Raw genomic sequence first — 18970 nt, 5'->3', positions numbered from 1 at the left:
GCCCAACCCATCCCGTATCGATGTGGTGCGTTGCCCCTGCCCCGACATCTTCGGTCAAGTCGGGAATCTTCCGCCCGATCACCCCGTTGTCTGATACCCCCGGGGGGTATACCGTCGGATCAGGCCGGAAGCGGCCGGAAGGAGTCATGATGGCGCAGCACCACCTGCACGATGACGAGCACGAGAGTGCTCACCGCACCGTCGAAGCACGCGACGTCGACGCGGGAAGGACAGGTCATCACGTGAGTACGGCCCCTGACGGGCACGCCGGGCACCAGATGCGCGGAGCGCCTGATCCTCACGCAGGCCACAACATGACGGCGGGCGCTGCCGGCCACGGCGGCCACGGCGGCCACGGCGGCCACGGCGATCATGTCGGCCAGTTCCGGCGGTTGTTCTGGATCATGCTGGTGTTCGCGGTGCCGGTGGTCGTGTTCAGCGGCATGTTCTCGATGATCCTGGGCTACTCCCTCCCCGACGTTGCGGGGGTCGGCTGGATCTCGCCGGTGCTCGGGACGGTGATGTACGTCTGGGGCGGCCGGCCCTTCCTGCAGGGGGCGGTGTCGGAGCTGCGCTCGAGGACGCCGGGGATGATGCTGCTGATCGCTCTGGCGATCACGGTCGCGTTCCTCGCGTCGTGGGGTGCGAGCGCGGGGCTGCTGGATCACGAGCTGGACTTCTGGTGGGAGCTGGCGCTGCTGATCGTGATCATGCTGCTCGGGCACTGGATCGAGATGCGCTCTCTCGCGCAGACGTCCTCGGCGCTGGACTCTCTCGCGGCGCTGCTGCCGGATGAGGCGGAGCGGGTGCGCGAGGGTGAGGTGGAGAAGGTGTCTCCCGCGGACCTGGTGCAGGGGGATGTCGTGGTCGTGCGTCCCGGCGGCCGGGTGCCGGCGGACGGCCGGGTGCTGGAGGGCGCCGCGGACGTGGATGAGTCGATGATCACCGGGGAGTCCCGCCCGGTCAGTCGCGGCCCGGGATCGATGGTCGTGGCCGGCACGGTCGCCACGGACACGGCGTTGCGGGTGGAGGTGACGGCCGTCGGAGACGACACCGCTCTCGCCGGCATCCAGCGCCTGGTCACGGAGGCGCAGAACTCGTCCTCCCGGGCGCAGCGCATCGCTGATGTTGCCGCCGGGTGGTTGTTCTGGTTCGCGTTGGGCGCGGGAGTGATCACCGCGATCGTGTGGTCGCTGCTGGGCAGTCCCGACGAGGCGGTGATCCGCACCATCACGGTTCTGGTCATCGCGTGCCCGCACGCGCTGGGACTCGCGATCCCGCTGGTGGTGTCCATCGCGACCGAGCGGGCCGCGAAGGGCGGCGTCCTCGTCAAGGACCGTCTCGCGTTGGAGAGCATGCGCACGGTGACCACGGTCCTGTTCGACAAGACGGGCACCCTGACCAAGGGCGAGCCGACGCTCGCCGCCGTGCACACTGTCGACGGGGTGAACGAGGAGCAGCTGCTCGCGGTCGCTGCGGCGGTCGAGGCGGACAGTGAGCACCCTCTCGCTCGGGCGATCGTGGCAGCCGCGAACAGCTGCGGCGTGCGGGTGCCGGCAGCGACCGGTTTCCAGGCGTCGACCGCTGTCGGCGTCACGGCGCAGGTCGAGGGGTGTGCGGTGAGCGTGGGCGGTCCGTCGATGCTGCGCGCGCACGACGCTGCCGCGCTCGAGCAGACGCGCGCGTGGGAGGCGGAGGGGATGATCATCCTCCACGTCCTCGCCGGCGGTCGGGTCATCGGGGCTCTCGGGCTCGCGGATGAGGTGCGGGAGGAGTCCCGGCAGGCTGTCGACGCGCTGCACGCGATCGGCGTGCAGGTGGTCATGATCACCGGCGACGCGGAAGCGGTCGCCCGCACCGTGGGCGAGGAGCTCGGCATCGACCGGGTGTTCGCCGGCGTGAAGCCGGAGGACAAGGCCGCGAAGGTCATCGAGTTGCAGCGCGAGGGCCGACGGGTCGCGATGGTCGGTGACGGCGTCAACGACGCTCCCGCTCTCGCGCAGGCCGACGTGGGAATCGCGATCGGCGCAGGCACCGATGTCGCGATCGCATCCGCCGGGGTGATCCTGGCCTCCGATGACCCCCGGTCGGTGCTGTCCGTGATCGAGCTGTCCCGGGCCAGCTACCGGAAGATGAAGCAGAACCTGTGGTGGGCGGCCGGCTACAACCTCCTCTCCGTCCCCCTGGCCGCGGGAGTGCTCGCGCCGATCGGGTTCGTGCTGCCGATGTCGGTCGGGGCTCTGCTGATGTCCGCGTCCACGGTCGTCGTCGCCGTGAACGCGCAGCTGCTGCGCCGCCTGGACCTGTCCCCGCAGGCCAGCACCCGCGCCGCGCGCGAACGCGACACCAGCCCAGTCCGTCACGAGGAGGGCCGCAGTACCGTCCAGGTGCGCCCGTAGTCGCCGGAGGCGACCACTCCGCGCTCGTCGGCGGCAAGGACCCACTGTTCTTCGCCGTCGACGAGCGCGAACGCCTCCGGCTGCCCCTCGAGGGTTCCGTGGCTCTGCCAGGAGCCCTCGAGAGTTCCCGTCCACAACGTCCCGTCGACGTCGACACCGACCAGCTGCCCGCCGGCACTGCCGTCCACGAGGAACAGGGCGGGCGCGCCGGAGACGGGCCGGAACGTGACCGCGGCGTCCTCGCTGACCTGTAAGCCCGTCTCGGTCGTCGCGAACACCCGGTCGGGACGCTCGGGGTCCACGGTCAGATCGCGCAGAGGCAGTTGCGCAGACGGGGTCCATGCGGCGCCGGAGTCGTCGCTGCGGAGGATGACGCCGCGGCTCGCGTCGTACCCGTACACGCGGGTCGCCGCATCGGTGAGAGCGACGGTCGCGAGGTCGTGGAAATCCGTCTCCCCACTCAGGGACACCGGCTCCCAGGTCGCGGCCGCATCGATGCTGCGGATCAGACCCAGGTTGGGTCCTGGCGCGGACCTGTCGGCGGGGTCGGGATGCCCGGAGGCGTAGAACACTCCCTCCGGGGTGATCGTGAACCCCATCGTGTCCTGCGCCCGGCCGGCGACCGGCCCTCCGCCCGCTTCGTCGTCGGTCGGGGTGGGGCTGGCCGGGTAGGTGTCCGGGAGGGTGTCGGTGGGGATCACCCACACTCCCGAGTGCGCAGCCGCGTAGGTGAGCCCGGTCACCGGATCCCAGCCCAGCCCGTGCACGTGCTCCAACCCTGCCGGCGCGGCCACGAGCGCGCCCGTCTCCACGCGGCCTGACGAAACGCAGCCGGTGAGCAGCGCCACCGTCACGGCGGCGCCGACGATGACGGCAAGACGGCGCGGGCGGTGTCCGGGATGCTCAGCCAAGGCCGACACCCAGATCGCTCATGAAGCCTTCCGGGTCCACCGGGCTGCCGTCCACGCGCGTTTCAAAGTGCAGGTGACAGCCGGAGGACGCGCCGGTCGAGCCCACGAGCGCGATCGGATCCCCGGCGGCGACCGTGTCGCCCACGTCCACGAGCAGGTCGCTGTTGTGCGCGTAGCCGGTCTGGATTCCGTCGCTGCTCGCCAGCAGGATCCAGTTGCCGTAGCTGCCGGCGTAGCCGGCTTCCTCGACCGTGCCGCCAGTCGCTGCGACCACCGGGGTTCCGCAGGGGGCGGCGAGGTCGGTGCCCTTGTGGAACGCGCTCACACCCGAGACCGGAGCATCCGGGCGAGGACCGAACGTGCTCGAGATGCGCCCCGCGACCGGCACCCGCCAGGTAGCGGACGCGACCTCGCTGTCCTCAGTGGATGCGGCGGACTCTTCTGATGCGTCGTCCACGAGTTCCGTGGCGACGGCGGCGGTCACCAGCACCTCGGGTTTGGCTTCCGCGCCGAACGTGTCCCGGGTGACGGTGAGCTGCACCGCGCCGGCCGCGACGAACGTCTGCGGCTGCGCCTCGCTGACGGCCAGGGTCGTGGTCGTGGTCGGGGTGCCGTCGACGGCGAACGCGGGCATGGAGGAGGTCACCGCGATCATCGTGACGAGAGTCATCGCGGACATCCCAGCCAGGCGCGGCCGCATCGTGGCCGTGCCCGGCGGGGCCGGGCGCGGGCGGGCCGCGACGCGGGCGGCGTGCTGCAACGCCTGCGCGTCGGCTCGCGAGGGCGCCGTGTACGTCACCCGGCGTCCGAGCGTGAGCGCAGCCTGCCGCGGGGAGGCATCGCGGGTGCGGGTTCGGGTGCGGTGCACGTCGCGGCGGCGCGGGTCGCTCGTCGGCGTCGACGCGGCGCTCACCGGGCGACTCCCGAGCGAAGCGGACGGGGGTGAAGAGGAAGGCGGTGCATAGGGGGACGTTTCTGGTTCGAGCGCCCTCAGAGGGCGCGAAGAAGTAGAGGGTGGGGATCGCCAGGTACGGCGACCCCCACCGGGGCGCGGCGGTAGCGCGCACGGGCGCGACGCAGCAGCGCTCCGCCTGCCCAGGAGGGGGAAGGGGCGTCAGAAAGACGGGTCAGCGGGACGCGAGGAGATCCTGCATGGTTGCGATCTCCTCGGTCTGGGTCTGCACGATCGTGTTCGCCATGTCGATGGCGTCCGCGTTCTGGCCCTCGTCGACCTCGGTCTGCGCCATCTCCACGGCGCCCTCGTGGTGCATCATCATCTGCTCGAGGAACAGCGTCTCCGCCTCGGCGCCGGTCGCGCTCTCCAGCGAGGACATGTCCTCGTCGGACATCATCCCGTCCATGCTGTGATCCATGCCCGACATCGAGTCCTCAGCGCCCCACGCGCTGATCCACTCCTCGAGCTGCGCGATCTCCGGACCCTGCGCTTCCTTGATCTGGGTCGCGAGGTCGGTGACGTCGGTGCTGATGCCGTCCTTCGCGAGGATCATGTCGGCCATCTCCACCGCCTGCTCGTGGTGGGGCTTCATCATCTGCGCGAACATCACGTCCTGATCGTTGAAGTCCGCCTCCGCCGCAGCAGTCGAAGACGGCGACGCGGACGCGGACGAGGAGGAGCTGCTGTGGTCCATCCCCTCCATGCCGCCCGTGCCGGAGCTGTCCGAGCAGGCGGCCAGAGTAATTGCGGTCGCCAGAGCGAGAGTCGAGGCGAGAAGAGTGCGCTTGGTGTTCATGAGTGTCGTATCCGTTCAGTCGGTAGCAGGAATCGCCGGAACCGCGCCCTGCGGGCGCGGTGATGAGGTCGCAGCGGACGCTGCGACGACAGGCGAATCAGGTGCGACTGATCGACAACACCGTCAACGACGGCAGATACACATGGAACTTCGCGCGCGGAACGAGCAGCAGAAGACGCGGACCCGCGTCGAGCACGCGCGCGAACAGCGCCGGCACCCGGGCCAGGAGGATCAGGGACGCGAGGAAGAAGACGATGACGCACGTCGCCGCCATCAGAGCGCACCCCATCGCGCAACTGTCATCACACGGCACCATCGGCACGACCGCGCCCTGATCGGCGCCAGCCACGAGAGCCATCCCGCCTGTCGACGCAGCTACCGGGTCGGCGTGAGCATCGGTCTGCGCATGCGTGTGTCCTGCGGACACAGACGCGTCGGAATGGCTGCCCATCATCGAGTGCATCGCGAACACGCCCAGCAGCAGAGCCGCCAACGTCAGCACCACGACCACCGCGCGCATCAGCGGCGCGGACAGCTTAGAAACGACGCTGTCGCTCATGATCCACACCTCCGACACTGCTCGTCACTCGTCCGAGGGCATCAGAAGGGACGCCCATGCATACCCCCCTAGAGTATGCAGAAAGCAGCCGGAGCGGCTGAAAACCCCCTCCGTACCCGTCCGCCCCGCGCAGCAGCGGACGAGCTGCACCAGCACCCGGGGGATGAGGACACCGTGACCGAGCAGACGAGCGAGCAGACCGACATCACCGGCGCCCACGGCTACATCTCCGACAAGGACCAGTACCTCCGCCGCCTTCGCCGCATCGAGGGGCAGGCTCGCGGCCTGCAGAACATGGTTGAAGACGAGCAGTACTGCATCAAGATCCTCACCCAGATCTCCGCGATGACCAGCGCCCTCGAGTCCGTCGCGCTCGGTCTCCTGAACGACCACCTGAACCACTGCGTCCTCGAGGCCGCCGCCGCCGGCGGCGACGAAGCGAAGATCAAGCTGCAAGAAGCCTCCGACGCCATCGCGCGGCTCGTCCGCTCCTGACGTTCAAGTGCGCAACCCGCCCTGAATGACGCCGGCGGTCCTCGACGCAGCGGGATACCGGCGCCCTGGCTAAGCGTTCCCGCTTGTCCTTCGACGGCTTCACGGCAGTTCGATCCGCTGCGATCCGTGGGATGAGGCGAACGAACACGACCGCAGTAGCGCCGCAGCCTGGCGCAGGCGTGCCGAGGTGAGCGATGACATCGGCTATCGGGGCAGCAGTTCGGTTCGTAGGGTCGGACTTATGGAACCGTCTCGACAGCTACCCGCCATCGGCGCCCCGGCCTCCCGCGCGCTCGAGGAAGCGGGCGTGCACGATGCGGACGACCTGCGGCGGGTGGGCCTGGACCACCTCGCGACCCTCCATGGGGTAGGACCTAAGGCTCTCCGACTTCTCCAGCAGACCCTCGACGCCGACGCGCGCAAGCGGTGACAGCCGATCGATCGGGTGCTCTCCATGCACCCCGAGCATGTAGCCCACCGTCCTCTTCCTCTGCCAGCACAACGTCGGCCGCTCCCAACTCGGCGCAGGCCTGCTCGAGGTCCTCGCCGGGGACCGCTACACCGCCACCTCCGCCGGGCTCTCGCCCGCCGAGACGGTGAACCCCGCGATCGCGGCGACCGTCGCGGAGCTCGGCCTCGACATCAGCGACCGCACCCCCCGCGCCGTCACGGTCGAGGACCTCGAGACCGCGGACATCGTCGTCGCGATGAAGCCCGGCCTCACCCTGCCCGCAACTCCGACCGGTCGGCTCCTGGAGTGGAAGTTCCCCGACCCGACCGAGGCTTCACGGCAAAAAAGGGTGTGAGCCCGTAGGGCGACCAACGGCGCCCGGCGCAGCCGGGCGACCTCTTGGCGGCGCTCCGTCGCCGCTGCGTGAGCGCCGCTCGCGCCCCGGAAACGGGCGACTAAGCGGCGCGAGACGCGTTTCCTTGAGCCAGAGCACGACCTCGATAAAGGGACGCGCCGTTCCGCCTCCTGCCGGCGGTCGCAGGCTCTAGATTTCGCTCGCGCCAAGTGACGAAGGTCTGCTTCATGGCTAGCATTCGAGAACCGCCGACCTCCGGCGTTTCTAGCTGAAAGAGCACCAGTGCCGCGACGCCGCCGCCTCCCCCTGATCACCCTCGCTGTCGCTGCAGGAATGGGTGCGGGGATCATCGCCCCCTCTGCCTATGCCGCGCCCGCTACCAGTGTCACCGACACCGTCTCTCTCACGCCGCCGCGTCCTGTCGACGGCCGGACGGTTCTATTGGGCGACGCCGCCGTCGCCGTCGATGGCAACTCCCAGTTCGCTCCCCGCGGGAAGGACCCGGCTATGGGAACCGCGACGGGCACGATCACCATCTCGGGATCCGTCACAGTCTCCGATGGTGCCGGCGGCACCATCGGAACTCCGGCCGATGTGCTGCCGTCCGTCGCGCTGTACAACTGGGCTGGCTTCCAGATACAGAGAGTGACGACCGCCGATTTTTCCTTCTCGGTGCCGGCGGGCGCCACGTACTTCCTCCGAGCGAACGCAGAGCGGACCGGGCCCTACGCCGGTACCTGGCTCGGGGACACGCCAATCTCAGCTCAGTCGCCGGGCGTGAGCGTAAGCACGGCCGACGCTGACATCACCCTCTTGCCGAGCAGCTCGATCGCGGGAAGCATCAGCGCTCCGATTGCCGCTACAGGCTCCCGCTCCTACCTCGCCGAGGCGTGGCTGCTTGAGGAGGGCACGGACTCGGCCTGGCCGATGGGTGCCGGGTACGTGAACTTGCAGGGGGGCGGCACTTCGCCGTTCCAAATCCCTAATCTCCCGGCTGGGCGTTACCTTGTCCGGGCATTGGAGAACACCTCCTCCTACTCCGCTCCGACCAGCGGCGACGTCTTCTGGCGGTCGTCCGCCTCCGCAGCAGGCGCGACCCCCGTCATCCTGGGGGTCGGCGCGGTGACCGGGATCGACCTCGCATTGGCGCCTTACACCTCGACAGTCGATCGCATCGCGGGCACCGACCGCTACGCGACGTCCGTCGCCGCCACCCGCAGTCTCTTCAAGCCCGGGATCCCCGTGCTCTATGTCGCCAGCGGCGCGAAGTGGCCCGATGCGCTCAGCGCCGGACCCGCCGCTTCGGTGCAGGATGGCGCGCTCCTCCTGACTGATCCCGATGCGCTTCCCGGGGTGGTCCGCGAGGAGATCCTGCGCCTGGCTCCCGAGCGCGTGATCGTAGTGGGCAGCGCCGCGACGGTGAGCAGCGCCGTCTACGACGAACTCGGGACTCTCGTTCCTTCCATCCAGCGGATCGGCGGTATCGACCGGTACGACACGTCTCAGCGAATCATCGCCGATGCGTTCCAAGGGAAGAACTACCCGGAGGTGTTTATCGCCACCGGGAACGATTTCCCCGACGCGCTCTCGATCGGACCGATCGCTGGTCGACGTGGTGCTCCGGTCCTCCTCGTGGACGGCAAGCGCGACACCGTCGATCCAGGCGCAGCCACCACGCTTACTCGGCTCAACGCCCAGCACACAGTTCTTCTCGGTTTAGAACCTTCCATCTCTGACGGGCTCCGCGTCGACCTGAACGTCCGCGGGCTCGCCCGAGACCTCACCCGCATCGGTGGCGACAACCGGTATGACACCAGTTGGCAGATCAACGCCTCCTACGACGGAGGGTCTCTGGCGACAAGCGCGTTCCTCGCCTCAGGAGAGGGCTTCGCCGATGCCCTCTCCGCTGGAACAGTGGCCGCAGCCATGGGCGCGCCAATCGTCCTCAGTCGCCCGTCCTGCGTGCCGTCACGTGCCACCGCGTCCCTCGCCGCCAAACACCGCTCGGACGTCTACGTACTCGGAAGCGCACTGACCCTGTCGGACGCCGTCACAAGACTCAGCCCCTGCTGACTGGCCAAAACCTGATCTCAGACATCGCGGCGCAGACAAGTCGTCGCCCAACTCAACAGGCGGCGCTCCGTCGCTGCTGCACAAGCGCAGCTCGCGCCTCCCGGAACGGGATCCCTGGGGAGTGTGAGGGGCCCGCCCCTCACGAGCTACCTACCTAGGTATCTAGGTAGGTAGCTCGTGACCGTTCAGCTCGCGGCGGCCGTCTCGGTAGCGGCCTTCTCGGCGGCCGCGGTACGGGCTGCCTCGACCTCGGCTCCGGTGTGGTGTCCCTGCACGTCGGCGTAGACAACCTTGTAGGGGCGGGTGCCGTCGTTCCAGTCAAGCGCGACGGTCACGCTCTTGGGGTTCACGCGGGTAACGACGTGCCAGCCGAAGCGGTGCTTGATCATGTCGCCCTTGTTGATCGTGTCGCGGCTGTGGATCGTGACCTGTCCGGCGGCGGCCTGCGCCTCGCGGACCGCGGTCCAGTAGGCGTGCTCGTCCTCGAGCTGCGCCCGCTGGGTCAGCAGTCGCTCCCGGTAGGCACCGGTCGCGGGGCTGGTCGTCTCGATGTATCCGCCGCCGAAGTTGTGCGAGCTGCCCTCGATCTTCCGGCTGTACCCGCGAATGTCGGTTGCGATCCGGTCGATGCGGCGGGCGACCATTCCGGGCGCGTAGCGGTGATCGGTGGTCTTGGCTGCGACGTCGGCGCGGGCACGGGCGCGGGTGGCTTCGCGGTCGGCCTCGACGCTGCGGCCCATCGCGGCATCCGCCTTGGCGATCGCGTTGCGGTGCCGGTTCTCGGAGTGGTGGCCGATCTTGATCGGCTCGCCTCCTTCGGGGAGCCGGTCGAGTGCGCGGCGCGCGGCCGCGTCGGCGGTGTCCGCGTCCGCGGCGCGCCGGTCGGCCTTCGCGTCGAGCGCGTCGACGCGGGCGGCCTGGCGCTCGATCTTGTCCGCCTCGGCCTCGGCAGTGGGCCGGAACGTCTCGTCAGCGTCGATCGTGACCTCGTGGCCGGCGTCGCGCAGGGCGGTCGCGGCGCGGTTGATGGTCCACCACTTCGGGAGGCGGTCGCGGGACTGCGGGACGTACCAGGCGGTGATGGAGCGGCCCCAGCGCCAGCCGTTCGCCTTCAGGATTTCGGCGGTGCCGTCTCCGCGGCTGGTGCCCTCGATGATCGTTCCGGCCTCGGGGGTGTGGGTGATGGTGAGCATGTCGGTTCTCCTTCTCGGGTCGGTGATCAGTCGTTGGCGAGGTAGTCGGCGGGCGTCTCGCTGCGGTCGTGCAGCGAGTAGGCGGCGGGGTACAGGTCGAGCGCTCGGGCGACCGCGACCGGCACGACGACATAGGCACCGGAAGCCATGTAGCCGATGCGATCCGCGGGCAGCGGCTCGACGGGCTCAAAGTGCTGCAACGTCACCCCGGCCACCGCGCGGCCACCGCTGCGGGTGACCAGGCGCACGGCGGGCGTCTGCTCGGTCACCGGGTCGTTGCCACCGGCGCCGACGATGACCACCTGACGCGCGGTCCGGCTGATGCCCTCCGCTCCGGGTCCGTGGTTCTCGCTCGTGATGACCTCGGTACGGGTGCCGCGCTGCTGGCTCATGGTGTGTCTCCCTCTGGCTGATCGTTTTTCTTTGCCTCTCCGGCGGGGAAAACCGTTTGAGTGGAGGCGGCGGAGTGACGCCGATCACGGGCGAAATAAGCCCGCAGGGCGCGTTCGGGATCGGTGGCACGCAGCCGCTGGAGCGAAATAGGTTGAAACCGCGGAGAGGTGAAGAATCTCAATCAGGTTGTCAACAGCGCCGCAGGCTCCTCCGGCCGGCTCCGTCCGGCAGGGCGTAGCCGGCTCTTTGGGCAACCCCCGTGCCCGTCTGCTGAGTAGCGTGGGCGCATGGAACGCGACTTCTTGGTTCGACCGGCCCGGCCAGCCGATGCGGAAGCGATGGCGTTGGTACACGTCGCGTCCTGGCGAGACACCTACCGCGGAACCCTGGTGTCAGACGAGGTCCTCGATGCTCCCGACCTGCTCGAATCAAGGGAACGATTCTGGATCGGTGCTCTGACAGACGAGCGATGGGCCGACATTCGAGTCGCCTTTGCGGAACGCGAGGGCGTCATCTTCGGCATTGCGATGTCGAATCCCACCGAGGGTGAGGAATGGACGTGGCACTTGAACGTCCTCTACGTCGCAATGGAACACCACGGAACCGGAGCAGGCGAGGCTCTCTTGAACGCAGTGATCGATCCTGGCGAGCCCGCAGCGCTCTGGGTCGGGGACCCCGTTCCGCGGGCGCAGGCGTTCTACCGCAAGAGCGGGTTCGCCCCCACTGGGACCGTCAAGATCGAAGGCGGCATCAGAGAGATCCGCATGGTCCGCCCGGCGTCCTGACCCGCGACCTTGGTGTCGGCGGTGACGACCAGCTCGACCGGGGAGAGCGCGTAACCCCAGGCCGCGAGCTTTTGCTCGTGTTCGCCTCCTCACCTTCGGTCCGGCCGCGAGGGGCGTCCCCCTCGCGCTCCCCTTCGGGCGAAACGGCGGCGTGCGCCCAGCCGGTCCAATGGACGTAGTAGAGGGTGCTGCCGTAATCGAGATTCCCGGACGTGATTTGCATTTCGCGGTCCTCCACCTCCGTCTCCGCGTGGTTCGTCGAGTGAGGCAGAATCGATTGACTGGCGGTCGGTGCTGGTGCTTCCCGGGGGGATGAATGGGCTCCAGCAGCGCAAGATCGCTCCCCGCCTCCTTACGGGTGCTTCGCGTACTCGGCCAGGTGCTCTTGATCCTGGTGGTGGTCGCGGCGCTCCTGCTGCAGTTCGTGGCGTCCCTCCCGACTCTGGGCAGGGTCCTCGGGGACTGCTTCAGTCCGGGATACGTCCCCGCCGAGGCGTACTGGTACGCCGTAGCCATCGTCGTCATCGCTACAGGCGTGTGGGTCGCCTCTGAGAGGAACCGGGCGACTGGCCACTCAAGAGCTCTGGCTTTCACTCTTCTCACGGTCGGCATTCTGGGCGCAGCGGTGTTCACGTTCGTTGCGTTCTTAGGCGCTGCGTTCTGGGAGATGGCACGCGAAAACGACAACCTCTCCTCCGCCGATGGATGGGGTCAATTTGGCGTTTTCGTTGCGGCCTATGCGACCCCGGCGTTCGCGCTGATCCTCGCCGCGAGCCTGATGCTCGTTCGGCGGAGGGCTGCACCAGTTGCGATACCCGTGCCGCCCATCACATTCCTCGCCGTCGTGATCGCGAGCCTGGCGTTCCAGATCATCCGATCCTCGGTCGTGTGCTGAGCAGGGCAGTGCGATTCCGTCCCCGAGGGGCCGCCCCTTACGGACCAGCGCTGTCTGCGCTCTGACTCGAGCAGTCCATATCGACTGCCGCGACGGCGCGCTGGTGCCGACGCCGGTCACGCCGTCTTGTGGAGGGAGGTGAGCAAGGGCTCGCCTCGCCTCCAATCCGCTCTTGACCTCGAACCCCTATCTTCCTATTCTTCGATCATGCCCAGACGGAAGCAGGGAGCTGTCCTCCCCCTCGAGCTCGACCTCTTGGACGCGCTCATCGACGTAGGCGAGCCGATGCACGGTTTCGCCCTTGCAGCTTTGCTCGCCACCGGCGACGGCCGCCCACTCACCGCGCACGGCACGCTCTACAAGGCGCTGGGCAGGATGCAGGAGCGCGGCCTGGTCTCGTCGTCGTGGGAGGACAAGGCGGAGGCGAATGCGCAGGGTCGCCCTCCGCGCCGCTGCTACGAGGTGACGGGCGAGGGACGCGCAGTTGCACATGCGGCCGCTGCCGCCCGACCGAGCGCCATCGGCCGCGCGGCCTTCATCGTGGGCGGAACGGCATGAGCGCCCGGTCGTCGGCGGCAGTACGCCGCTCAACAGGCGCTGCGCTGCGCTGGTGCCGTTTCTACACACGCGGGCTGGATCCGCATTTCGCTGTCGAGCGGGCGGATGAGATCGCCTCCGACCTCTTCGAGCACACCAGGTGGGCGCAGGAAGCCGAACAGGTTCCCGCCCGCACCGCTCATCAGATCAGGTCGCGCACCCTCCGGGGTGTCGGCTCGGATCTGCTGTGGCGCCGTGCCCGTCTGCACGAGGGCAGCGCGGATGTTCTATTCAACGCGCGGGTCGGGTCGCTCTCCACTGCACTCTGGGCGGTCGTGTTCGTGCTTGTTCTCGCCTCCGTCGTCTTCGGCGGGTGGGCGAGCATCCGCCTGGCCACCGAGAGCCCCATGCCGTTCGACACGGTGGCGCCGGTCTATGCGGCGACCGCCGCCGCCGCGCTCGCGCTGCTGCTACTCCTGCACCACCGGACACGGAGCGCCGGCGCCGTGCTGGGAGCAGTCGCCGTCTCCGTTCTTCCCACCATCGCCGTCGACGCGCTCTGGTACGTCAGCGCCACGGTCCCCGTGCTCGTGTCGTCCGTGTCCTCTCGCGATCTCGTTCTCCTTCTGCTGGGGAACGCGCAGGGACTCGTCCTGCTCGCGACAGTCCTCTGCTGGTCGATCGCACGGCGCCCGACTGAAAGCCAGGTGACGCTGTGACTGATCTCCGCCCTCGAGGCAGCACACGCCTTCGCGCCGCGATCGCCCTTGCCTCGGCAGGCCTGCTGCTCGCAGCAGGTTTCGGCGCCGTCCTTGTCGTCAACGCAACGTCGGCCGTTCAGGACTACGACGACGGCTACGCCGCCGCGCGGGCAGCTAACCCGCCTGTGATCGCGGAAGACGTGTCCTCGTCGCCCGTTCCCTCGTCCGCGCCGACCGCTCGAGAGCCGGGAATGCCGTTCGAGCAACCGACTCCGACCGCAGCCCCCGACGGGCACCGGTACGACCAGTGGGGTGCCCGCCTCTACGACGACTCCGACGCACCGGATGACTTCACCTACCCGGCAAGCCTCGTCGGCGACGAGCTCACCAACGCTGTCACCTGGGTCGATATGCAGCTTCGAATCGCCGCCTGCATGCGCGAGGAGGGCCACGACTACACCTTCCAGCTGTGGTGGGAACGCTCGCCCGAGAACCAGGGCTCCGGACTTCCGGCCGCGGGCAGCGAGGCGTGGACCGCCCTCTACGGCACCAACCTCACTTCCACCGGCCCCTACGACTGGACCCAGGCCGGCTGCGACGGCCGGATCGTGCACGAGATGGGCAACGATGACGCGAACTAACCGCCCGACAGCCGAGCCCCAGGCAGCAGACGAGGGCCAGGTATGACTGCCGCCGCTGGAGCTGGAATACTCTTGCCCGCCGCGATCGGGCTCGTCTGGATGATCGTGATCAAGGACCCGAAGAGCACTGGTATCCGTGCACGGCTGATCTGGGCGGCAGCAAGCGTCATCGGCGTCATCGTCGTGGCGAGCCTCGCCGCTGACGCATTCTCTCAGCCCACCACGGACCGTGATTTACTCAGCGGAGCCGTGTCCTTCGCTCCCCTCGAAGGCATGCTGCTCGCGGGCAGCGCCGCGGTGTCGGTCCTCGTCCTCACCGCCCTTCTCTTCCTGTCGGGGCCTCCACGCCCGTTCGCATCCACTGATGATCCAAAAGAGCCTCGGTCGGAGGAAGACGCCCTGCGCATGCTGGGCGACGACTGGTGACGTCGACAGATCCGGCGGAGCTGCCGAGCACTCCAGAGGAGGAGACGGCCAAGTCCTCGACGGGCCGGATCCCGGACTTCCTCCTTGGCATCATCGGAATCGTGCTCGTGGCTCTCGCTCTCTTCGCAAACTTCGTCGCCGGCCTTCGGGGAACGTGGCAACCAGACGAGGCGTGTCGCTTCGAAGACGGAGGCGCGGCGGATCGCTGGCTCTTCCCTGCGAGCGCACTCTGCTGGAACGGAGCGCAACTCGTTTCGGGCTACCTCACGCTATGCACTGTCGCTCTTGCGAGTGCAGGCGTTGGGCTGGTGTGCGCGACTCTCGCCCGCAGGGTCAGACGATCGTTCTGGGGTGCCCTGATGCTCGCATCGGCATTCGCAGCCGGGGTCCTGCTGGTCTCGTACGCCGTTCACCCGCTGCTACTCGCGAGCGGCGTAGGAGGCCACAACCAGCCCTAGACCCATGTGATCTACAGCGAGAGCTGCTGTAGCAGCGACGGTTTGGCGGGCCTTTGGGGCCAGCGACGGAGCTGCGCTTTCCTCAAAGGCACCGTCGGAGAGCGAAGGCGGATCGTAGGGTCGATCGTCTCGGAACATCGCCCAGATGACGTTCAGGCGGCGCCGCGCAAGAGCGAGAATCGCCTGCTTGTGCGACTTCCCCTCAGCGCGCTTACGGTCGTAGAACCCTCTCGACTCGGTCTTCTGCTGCACGCTGACCATCGCTGCGAGGTAGCAGGCGCGCAACAGACGCCTGTCGTAGCGGCGTGGCCGGTGGTGATTGCTGCTGATCTTGCCCGAGTCACGCGGCGCCGGAGCGAGACCGGCGACGCCGGCGAGCCGATCGGCGCTGACGTAGACACTGAGGTCAGCGCCGGTCGACGCAAGGAACTCGGCCGCGAGCAACGGACCGAAGCCCGGCATCGAGCGCAAGAGCTCAGCGGCACGGCTGCTCTCGACCCGTGCGGCGATGAGCTGGTCGATTCCCGCGATGCGGCTTTCGAGAGCGATGACATCGAGCGCGAGCCGGCGCGCGAGTTCAGCTGCGATCGCCTGGCCAGGAAGCACGCTCTGCTGACTCTTCGCCGCGGTGACCGCGGCGGCGGCGGTCGCGACGGCCGTCCGGCAGCCCTGTGTGCGAAGCCACCGCGCCAGGCGGGACTCCCCCATCTTCCGGATCGCGTCCGGCGTGGCATAGCCGGTGAGCAGAAGAAGCGAGGCTCGGCTGGCGGAGTAGTTGAACGCGCGCTCAAGCGCCGGGAAGTACTCGAGCAGGTGCCCGCGAAGGCGATTGATCGCGCGGGTACGGTCGCAGACGAGGTCTTTCCTGTGAGCGGTCAGCGCGCGCAGCTCGATGCGCGTCTCATCCTCGACCGTCAGTACCTGCAGGTCGCGGCGCATCCGCGCCTGGTCGGCGATGATCGCCGCGTCCTTCGCGTCGGTCTTCCCATCACCCCGGTACGCCTTCGCCGCGTGGTGCACGGCGTGGCCGGGGATGTAGACGACCGGCAGAGCGTGAGCGGCGAGGAGCCCGAGGATCAGTGCCGCTCCCCCACTGCTGAGATCGATCGCCCACAGGCACTCGTCGCCGCCGGCGAGATCCGTGACAGTAGCGATCAGCTCGAGCAGCGCCGCCTCGTCATTGGCGACGCGGGCGGAGTGAAGCTTGGCGCCGTCTGCGTCGATGACCACGCAGTGATGGTGCCCCTTCCCCGCATCGATCCCGGCCCAAATCTGCGGCATGGCCGCTCCCTTCGCAACGTCAGGTGGTGGTGATGGTCGCGCCGACTTTTCCTTACGCAGCGATCTGGTCGCTTCTCTCAATTAGCGGTCGAACCATCGGGTGGACGGCGGGCGGCCATTCTTCACAAGCCGTCACAGCGGCCAAAACGCAGGAGCCCTACCCGCCGTCCTCGGACGATCGACACACTACGACTGCACCGAAACCGCCCGAGCAACAAGGTAAGGAAAACGCAGGGGAATGGGCCGCGCAGCGGCCTCCCTCCCCCGGCATCGCCGGTGCCGCATCTAGCGGCCCCCGGAACGGGTAGCGGAAGAACGATCAGCAGCGCCCTACGGTGGGGGCATGCCTCCGCGACGCGCCCTCCGTTGCACGGATCGACGCCGGTTCTCGGGCCTGGTCTCACTCTCGGCCGTTGTGGCACTGCTCTCGGGATGCGTCGGTGACGTCCCCGGCCCTTCACCGACCTCGTCAGTCGTCTCCGCAGCGCGAGTGGATACCCGTCCGCTGTTCGATGAGGCGATGGCAGTGAGCATCACGCCGGGTGTGCGCGAGGTGGCGCGCGCGACAGAGGACTGGTGCTTCTCAGAGGGAGGAGGGAACCAGCTCTTCGGATCGGCGTCTGAGCTCTCGACCGTCTGTCTCTTCGGCGGCGGAATCGTGTTCGCTCTGAACGACACCGACCAGCAGGCGGCAGCCGCTGCCGTGGATGAGTTCCTCGCCACCAACGACATGTTCGGCCCGGGAGGAACGGTCGTTGACTCCCTCGTCGGGGTCGACCTAATGCAGGGCGGCGAACTCACCGGCGGCGGCGGGCGCAACCTCCCCGGGGGAGGTGCTCAGGGAGCGGCGACCGTGCGTTGGACACTCGTAGCCGCCTCCCGCTTCCAGGTCAGCGGCCTCCCGTTGTCTGAGGGGTTTAATCGCCAGTCCTACGAGGGAACGATCACGGAGTCGACTCCCGCAGAAGTGAGCGCGACGGGTGCCTCGTTCGTCCTGACCGTCCACATCTCCTGGCGGTACTTCTCGGGCAAGCGTGCCTAGCCTCCCTCCCCCGATTTCGCCGGTACCGCATCTAGCGACCCCCGGAACGGGTAGAGGAAGAGCGCAAGCTGCTGACGGGCGCCGCCGGCAGTGGGTCTAACGGCTTCGGTCGCCGCGGTCCGGCGCCTGCGTCGGCGTCGTGGTGGGGAAGCTGCGGGTGACGGTCGCTCGTGCTTGTGCGAGGGCCGTGTCGATTAGGGGTTCTCCGAACGCGGTGCGCGACTTATCGACGTCGAGCGTGCGCGGCTGCCCTTCGGCGGAGGTGCTGTAGCGCCGGTAGCGCATAACGGTCAGTCCGGTGTCGGCCAGCTGCTCGGCGGCGACCTCGGGGAGGGAGCGGCCGCCGGGGGCCGGCGTAAACGCCGCGGGCGTACTCGCTGGGCACCCATCGGCCACCGAGCTCGTCGGCGCCGTCGAGGGCGCGTTCGTAGGACTGCTGCCAGCGGCCGGCGATGCGCGACTCCGACAGCTCGAACGGGACCTCCACGTCGATGACCTCGACGCTGTAGCCGACGGATCCGAGTCGCTGCCCCAGCTCGACGGCTTTCTCGGGTGACGAGAGCACGGTGTCGATCACGACGTTCAGCCCGTCCCGCACCGCTTCGTTGCGGACGCGGATCGCGAGCTGCGAGGACTCCTCGTGCACGAGGGAGGCCAGCTCGAGCGGGAAGAACCGCTCCCCCGCCGCCTCAGCGGCGCGGACCTCGGGCGGCATCGCGCGGTCGTAGCTGCCGTCCTTGATCGCTTCGGTGAGAAGGGCGCGCTTGAACTCGTCCGCGTCGACGGTGATCCACGCGCCGCGGTCGGCGCCGAGCACGTCCGCGAGGACCGTCGACTTCCCGGCCCCGGGCGGGCCGGCGAGGATGATCGCCTTCCGCTCTGCACGGACGTCGGGGAACTCGTCGCGGTAGGAGGCGACCAGGCGGTCGTGCAGCTCCCGGCGCGCAGCGCGCAGCCGGTCCACGCCGTCAGGGCCGCGGACGAACCAGTCGCGGTTGTTGACCGTCGCCCGCTCGCTGGCAGGGCTCAGCGGGCCTCCCGCCCGTGCCCACTCACGCACCGTCTCGCGGTGCGCGGCGATCGCTGACGAGTCCTCGCCCGTCACCGATCTTGCTCGCTGTAGCGGGTCAGGATCTCGTCGTACATCTCCGCGTCGATCAGGTGCTCGCTGAAGGCGCGCCCGACGTCCTCGAACTCCCCCGCGTCCGCGGTCGTCCAGTCGAAGCCGTCGCTAGGCGATCCGGGCCGGTAGGACCAGCGGCCGAGCTCGTCGATGGTCTGCTCGCGCGTCAGCTCGCCGGCGTCGTAACGCTGGGCGATTTCGTACGTGGTGGCGCCGGAGAAGCCGGAGCGCACGTCCGGCACGGCGGCCGCGGACTTCAAGGCGCTGTTCACGGAGGGCTGAGAGATACCGATCAGACGCGCGAGCTGCCTCTGCGTGGTGTCCTGCGCGGCCCGGCGCAGCTCCCGCAGGTACGACACTCTCGTCACGACCTGACGGCTACGCAGCCGGCGAACGGCCTCCCCATCGGGCCTCTGAGCGATCGCCATGGCAACCACCTCCTATAGAGGATTCTATCGAAAGACCGTAACGGTCAGTAAAAATGCCCGAGCGGAGGGCGTG

At 68.6% G+C, this 18970-nt stretch carries 19 protein-coding genes and 2 pseudogenes; 11 read left to right on the top strand and 10 right to left on the bottom strand.

What is annotated here, in order from left to right:
• Positions 1-146 precede the first annotated feature (146 nt).
• Positions 147-2399 (top strand): heavy metal translocating P-type ATPase, encoded by a 2253-nt coding sequence (locus C5C33_RS14325; RefSeq protein ID WP_219814954.1) that lies wholly within the window; start codon positions 147-149, stop codon positions 2397-2399.
• On the opposite strand, the gene C5C33_RS14320 is transcribed toward C5C33_RS14325, so the two are convergent.
• The 4 genes from C5C33_RS14320 to C5C33_RS14305 form a co-directional block, all read right to left on the bottom strand.
• Positions 2360-3310 (bottom strand): F510_1955 family glycosylhydrolase, encoded by a 951-nt coding sequence (locus C5C33_RS14320; RefSeq protein ID WP_146082961.1) that lies wholly within the window; start codon positions 3308-3310, stop codon positions 2360-2362. The two genes, C5C33_RS14325 and C5C33_RS14320, sit on opposite strands and share 40 nt — an antisense overlap.
• Positions 3303-3980, bottom strand: a complete 678-nt coding sequence (locus C5C33_RS14315; protein ID WP_146085795.1) for a M23 family metallopeptidase — start codon at positions 3978-3980, stop codon at positions 3303-3305. The genes C5C33_RS14320 and C5C33_RS14315 overlap by 8 nt, the downstream gene beginning before the upstream one ends.
• A 457-nt stretch (positions 3981-4437) precedes the next feature.
• On the bottom strand, positions 4438-5061 hold the full coding sequence (locus C5C33_RS14310; protein WP_055794475.1) for a DUF305 domain-containing protein: 624 nt from the start codon (positions 5059-5061) through the stop codon (positions 4438-4440).
• A gap of 97 nt (positions 5062-5158) precedes the next feature.
• On the bottom strand, positions 5159-5620 hold the full coding sequence (locus C5C33_RS14305; protein WP_146078443.1) for a hypothetical protein: 462 nt from the start codon (positions 5618-5620) through the stop codon (positions 5159-5161).
• A gap of 174 nt (positions 5621-5794) precedes the next feature.
• Here C5C33_RS14305 and C5C33_RS14300 point away from each other — a divergent pair, with 174 nt between their 5' ends.
• Positions 5795-6115: a metal-sensitive transcriptional regulator gene (locus C5C33_RS14300; protein WP_055794478.1), complete on the top strand. Its 321-nt coding sequence runs from the start codon at positions 5795-5797 to the stop codon at positions 6113-6115.
• 259 nt (positions 6116-6374) lie between these two features.
• Here the strand turns inward: C5C33_RS14300 and C5C33_RS18630 are convergent, their stop codons facing one another.
• Entirely contained in the window at positions 6375-6593 is a 219-nt protein-coding gene (locus tag C5C33_RS18630) for a hypothetical protein (protein ID WP_181027232.1), read from the bottom strand.
• Positions 6594-6606: 13 nt separating this feature from the next.
• Between C5C33_RS18630 and C5C33_RS14290 the strand changes: the two are divergent.
• Both C5C33_RS14290 and C5C33_RS14285 read left to right on the top strand, forming a co-directional pair.
• A pseudogene (locus C5C33_RS14290) lies at positions 6607-6921 on the top strand (low molecular weight phosphatase family protein); the annotation flags it as partial.
• A gap of 507 nt (positions 6922-7428) precedes the next feature.
• On the top strand, positions 7429-8994 hold the full coding sequence (locus C5C33_RS14285) for a cell wall-binding repeat-containing protein (protein WP_181136259.1): 1566 nt from the start codon (positions 7429-7431) through the stop codon (positions 8992-8994).
• A 185-nt stretch (positions 8995-9179) separates the two neighbouring features.
• Here the strand turns inward: C5C33_RS14285 and C5C33_RS14280 are convergent, their stop codons facing one another.
• Both C5C33_RS14280 and C5C33_RS14275 read right to left on the bottom strand, forming a co-directional pair.
• Positions 9180-10187 (bottom strand): DUF3560 domain-containing protein, encoded by a 1008-nt coding sequence (locus C5C33_RS14280; protein ID WP_104261442.1) that lies wholly within the window; start codon positions 10185-10187, stop codon positions 9180-9182.
• Between the two features lie 26 nt (positions 10188-10213).
• Positions 10214-10579, bottom strand: coding sequence for a hypothetical protein (locus C5C33_RS14275; RefSeq protein ID WP_104247886.1), 366 nt, complete (start codon positions 10577-10579; stop codon positions 10214-10216).
• A 288-nt stretch (positions 10580-10867) separates the two neighbouring features.
• Between C5C33_RS14275 and C5C33_RS14270 the strand changes: the two genes are divergently transcribed.
• From C5C33_RS14270 to C5C33_RS14245, 6 genes are all read left to right on the top strand, one after another.
• The gene (locus tag C5C33_RS14270; RefSeq protein ID WP_219812677.1) at positions 10868-11365 is read left to right on the top strand and encodes a GNAT family N-acetyltransferase; all 498 of its coding nucleotides are present in this window, start codon (positions 10868-10870) and stop codon (positions 11363-11365) included.
• Positions 11366-11744: 379 nt separating this feature from the next.
• Positions 11745-12260, top strand: a complete 516-nt coding sequence (locus C5C33_RS14265; RefSeq protein ID WP_146082962.1) for a hypothetical protein — start codon at positions 11745-11747, stop codon at positions 12258-12260.
• Positions 12261-12467: 207 nt separating this feature from the next.
• Positions 12468-12818 carry a PadR family transcriptional regulator gene (locus C5C33_RS14260; RefSeq protein WP_104261440.1) on the top strand — a complete coding sequence of 117 codons (351 nt, stop codon included), beginning with the start codon at positions 12468-12470 and terminating at the stop codon, positions 12816-12818.
• Positions 12815-13516, top strand: a complete 702-nt coding sequence (locus C5C33_RS18625) for a hypothetical protein (RefSeq protein ID WP_104261439.1) — start codon at positions 12815-12817, stop codon at positions 13514-13516. The genes C5C33_RS14260 and C5C33_RS18625 overlap by 4 nt, the downstream gene beginning before the upstream one ends.
• Positions 13513-14139: a hypothetical protein gene (locus tag C5C33_RS18280; RefSeq protein WP_146085793.1), complete on the top strand. Its 627-nt coding sequence runs from the start codon at positions 13513-13515 to the stop codon at positions 14137-14139. Before C5C33_RS18625 ends, C5C33_RS18280 begins: the two co-directional genes overlap by 4 nt.
• Before the next feature lie 72 nt (positions 14140-14211).
• Positions 14212-14565 (top strand): hypothetical protein, encoded by a 354-nt coding sequence (locus tag C5C33_RS14245; protein WP_146085792.1) that lies wholly within the window; start codon positions 14212-14214, stop codon positions 14563-14565.
• Between the two features lie 545 nt (positions 14566-15110).
• Here C5C33_RS14245 and C5C33_RS14240 read toward each other — a convergent pair.
• Positions 15111-16304, bottom strand: a pseudogene (locus C5C33_RS14240) (IS110 family transposase); the annotation flags it as partial.
• Positions 16305-16719: 415 nt separating this feature from the next.
• Between C5C33_RS14240 and C5C33_RS14235 the strand changes: the two are divergent.
• Positions 16720-17346, top strand: coding sequence for a hypothetical protein (locus tag C5C33_RS14235; protein ID WP_146085791.1), 627 nt, complete (start codon positions 16720-16722; stop codon positions 17344-17346).
• Positions 17347-17569: 223 nt separating this feature from the next.
• Here C5C33_RS14235 and C5C33_RS14230 read toward each other — a convergent pair whose 3' ends face one another.
• The gene (locus C5C33_RS14230) at positions 17570-18451 is read right to left on the bottom strand and encodes a zeta toxin family protein (protein WP_258069254.1); all 882 of its coding nucleotides are present in this window, start codon (positions 18449-18451) and stop codon (positions 17570-17572) included.
• On the bottom strand, positions 18448-18897 hold the full coding sequence (locus C5C33_RS14225; RefSeq protein ID WP_104247895.1) for a helix-turn-helix domain-containing protein: 450 nt from the start codon (positions 18895-18897) through the stop codon (positions 18448-18450). The genes C5C33_RS14230 and C5C33_RS14225 overlap by 4 nt, the downstream gene beginning before the upstream one ends.
• Positions 18898-18970: the final 73 nt, after the last annotated feature.

The organism is Rathayibacter sp. AY1H3, from assembly GCF_002932015.1.
The sequence above is the reverse complement of the archived record's forward strand: the minus strand, read 5'-3'. Positions and strand labels throughout refer to the sequence as shown.

Bases quoted from the DNA above. Each gene is read 5' to 3' on its own strand.
- C5C33_RS14285 (WP_181136259.1), top strand. From the start codon at position 7,429: ATGGGAACCGCGACGGGCACGATCACCATCTCGGGATCCGTCACAGTC.
- C5C33_RS14270 (WP_219812677.1), top strand. From the start codon at position 10,868: ATGGAACGCGACTTCTTGGTTCGACCGGCCCGGCCAGCCGATGCGGAA.
- C5C33_RS14325 (WP_219814954.1), top strand. From the start codon at position 147: ATGATGGCGCAGCACCACCTGCACGATGACGAGCACGAGAGTGCTCAC.
- C5C33_RS14280 (WP_104261442.1), bottom strand. From the start codon at position 10,187: ATGCTCACCATCACCCACACCCCCGAGGCCGGAACGATCATCGAGGGC.
- C5C33_RS14310 (WP_055794475.1), bottom strand. From the start codon at position 5,061: ATGAACACCAAGCGCACTCTTCTCGCCTCGACTCTCGCTCTGGCGACC.
- C5C33_RS18625 (WP_104261439.1), top strand. From the start codon at position 12,815: ATGAGCGCCCGGTCGTCGGCGGCAGTACGCCGCTCAACAGGCGCTGCG.
- C5C33_RS14305 (WP_146078443.1), bottom strand. From the start codon at position 5,620: ATGAGCGACAGCGTCGTTTCTAAGCTGTCCGCGCCGCTGATGCGCGCG.
- C5C33_RS14225 (WP_104247895.1), bottom strand. From the start codon at position 18,897: ATGGCGATCGCTCAGAGGCCCGATGGGGAGGCCGTTCGCCGGCTGCGT.
- C5C33_RS14315 (WP_146085795.1), bottom strand. From the start codon at position 3,980: ATGACTCTCGTCACGATGATCGCGGTGACCTCCTCCATGCCCGCGTTC.
- C5C33_RS14260 (WP_104261440.1), top strand. From the start codon at position 12,468: ATGCCCAGACGGAAGCAGGGAGCTGTCCTCCCCCTCGAGCTCGACCTC.
- C5C33_RS14275 (WP_104247886.1), bottom strand. From the start codon at position 10,579: ATGAGCCAGCAGCGCGGCACCCGTACCGAGGTCATCACGAGCGAGAAC.